Origin of the sequence: Vibrio sp. V03_P4A6T147 (assembly GCF_002241085.1) — a bacterium.
Taxonomy (GTDB): Bacteria; Pseudomonadota; Gammaproteobacteria; order Enterobacterales; family Vibrionaceae; genus Vibrio; species Vibrio anguillarum.
In genome coordinates this window covers 1-2,524 of sequence record NZ_NDIO01000208.1, presented here as the reverse complement: position 1 = coordinate 2,524, position 2,524 = coordinate 1, and the positions used below count along the sequence as shown (strand labels likewise).

Annotated in this window: 3 protein-coding genes; 1 reads left to right on the top strand and 2 read right to left on the bottom strand. The window is 42.5% G+C overall.

All coding sequences use genetic code 11. The features are described 5' to 3' along the window. Positions 1-398 (top strand): TerB family tellurite resistance protein (locus B9J84_RS08330; RefSeq protein WP_094123932.1); only part of this gene is annotated, 398 nt, incomplete at its 5' end. Positions 399-404: 6 nt separating this feature from the next. On the opposite strand, the gene B9J84_RS08325 is transcribed toward B9J84_RS08330, so the two are convergent. Both B9J84_RS08325 and B9J84_RS08320 read right to left on the bottom strand, forming a co-directional pair. After that, entirely contained in the window at positions 405-935 is a 531-nt protein-coding gene (locus B9J84_RS08325) for a 3'-5' exonuclease (protein ID WP_013856806.1), read from the bottom strand. Between the two features lie 94 nt (positions 936-1,029). Then, on the bottom strand, positions 1,030-2,524 hold a 1,495-nt coding region (locus tag B9J84_RS08320), incomplete at its 5' end, for a sensor domain-containing diguanylate cyclase (protein ID WP_143698846.1).

Sequence of the window (2,524 nt, the reverse complement as noted above, 5' to 3'; positions counted from 1 at the left end):
AAGATTTAGGCCAGCGTTCCAACACTAACCCCAACCTAGCGATTGCTTGTTTGCTCAGAGAAGTGGCAGGAGCCGATCATCAAATTGACACACGAGAAAATGACGCTAAGTTTCAATTAGTTAAACGACTATTAGCGTTAGATGATACAGAAACCACGGAACTGCTCATTCGGGCAGAACAAAGCGTCAAACAGTCAGCTTCATTGTATGATTTCACTTCACAATTACGCGAGCTCTCGCAAGATACGCGATATGAACTTATCAAGGCGATGTGGCAAGTGGCGCACGCGGACGGTGAGATAGACCCACTCGAAGAGGCGGTGATCCGCAAAGCGGCAGAATTATTGTATGTCGACCACAGTGAATTTATCCGCGCTAAACTTTCCGCTCAAAAATAGAGCGGATTACAACATCGTTAACGCCAATTTCGCAAGGTTGTAAGCATCAACATAAGCGGAGTGCTGTCGCCCTTCCCACTCAATACCTTGCGCTTCTTGTGCGGCGCGGTGACCAATACGTTTTTCTTTCATTCTCTGCTGAATACGGTAGAGCGTTGCTAGGTTGATGAACTCGCTAAAAGGCATAACGATCCCCTTCTGCTCACACTCTTTAGCTAAAATTTGGTCATCACGCCCCCACGAAACATAAATCTTATTTGGGCCGCCAAAGTTCTTAACCATTGATTGAATGACACCTGCGAGTGGTCGCCCCTGTTTTTCAATTTTACGCGGAGTTATCCCGGTTAACTCACTACAAAACAGCGAAATTTCGTCTTGCTCTGGCCTGACATAATATTGAGCACGCTTCACAATCGTGCCCAACTGTACATCAATTTCAGCTAAACCCACTTCAATGATTTCACCCGTTGTCCCAACCCCATTTTCATTCCAGCAGCACATTTCTAAATCGAAGCAGACAACTCGGTTATAGTTCATTGTTCAGGCGTATCCTTTAAATATAAGTGGTCAAAGAACGCTATCTTACTCGACTCCTCTCAAAAACTCGACTCTCGCCCTTTCGTTCGGACAGTTATTGGGCGATTGAAACTCGGTTGCGACCATTTTCTTTGCTTTCGTATAACTTGCTGTCTGCCAAATGTAATAAAGACTCTTGATCATAAGTATGATTGATCGCCGCCCCAATACTGAGCGTGCAATACAGCACCTCATCCATGAACTCATATCCGGTTGATTCAACGGCCGCTCGTAACGTTTCTAGATAACACTGCAAAGGTTGAAGTTCTGACAATTCACAAATAATGCAAAATTCGTCCCCACCTAACCGAGCTAAAACATCATTATTTCCCATATGACGTGAAATAACCGTTGCGATATGTATTAGCATCTCATCGCCTGCAATGTGGCTATGGTTGTCATTAATCAGTTTAAAATCATCGACATCAAACATTACCAACGAAAAAGCTTTTTTCTGTAAGACGTTCTCTTGCAGTAAACGTCCGAATGCACGTCGGTTATACAACCCAGTCAAACTATCGTGGTCCGCTAAAAAGCGCAGTTCTTCAGTACGTTCTTCTAGCATCTCGCTAAGATGAAGTTTTTCTCTCATCAACAAATAGACAACATAACCTAACAAGATCGAAATAATTAAACCACCGACGCTGAGCGCCACTAAAATCCACTGTATGTTGCTCGCTATTGGTTCTGAGAACTTAAAATCAATTTTCCAATCACGGTTAGGCAGAGATAAGCGTTTCTCTATTTCTATGCCTTTGATTGAATCCCAATCTGGGCTTTGGAATAGAATCGGATCATCTTCGGCATCAAATCCGAGATCGGTTACTTTCATATACAATCGATGATCGGATGCCGTGCGGCTCACCAATCCATCAAAATAAGTAGAGAGTCGAATAACACCCACTACCACACCAATCATTTCCTGTTTGTTGTAGTTGAAAACAGGATGATATACCAATAATCCATCCTTTTTGTGGTGTGCTTCTATGCCATCTTGCAATAGGCGGACCTTATCGGATATAGCAGGTAGCCCCGTACTCTCAATATGTGCAGCAATTCTTTGAAAGCGAGGGCGTAGCGAATAGAAGCCGAGCAATTCAAGGTTACTTTTGGTTTGAGGATAAATATCACTCAGAACATAAACGGGTTGTTCATTCTCTTCAGAAAATCCAATCACCTTTTGAGCCGCTTTAGGTACTGTAAATAACTCAAATTGAGGCAAACGATCCCTCATTAATGTTACAAATTCATCAGCATCATCTTTTGTTACTTTCGCTAACCATTGCAAACCGATAAGGCTGTAGGATGTTGACATAACCCCATGGGCAAAAACGTCAAATCCTTGCACATTATCCCCCTCGGTAGCATGCAAAAAATTGGCAGCCGAACCAATAAAACTGACATCATTTCCAACCAACGTGTCTAATATGCTTGCTTGATGCTCGGCGTGGCTATTAAACAACATGACAATATGATTCTTTTGATTAATGTAGAGTAATGAGATGACTGACGCTGTCATCATTAAGGTAATAATTGAAATACATAAAGGG

Coding starts and splice junctions, on each gene's coding strand:
- B9J84_RS08325 (WP_013856806.1), bottom strand. CDS start 935: ATGAACTATAACCGAGTTGTCTGCTTCGATTTAGAAATGTGCTGCTGG.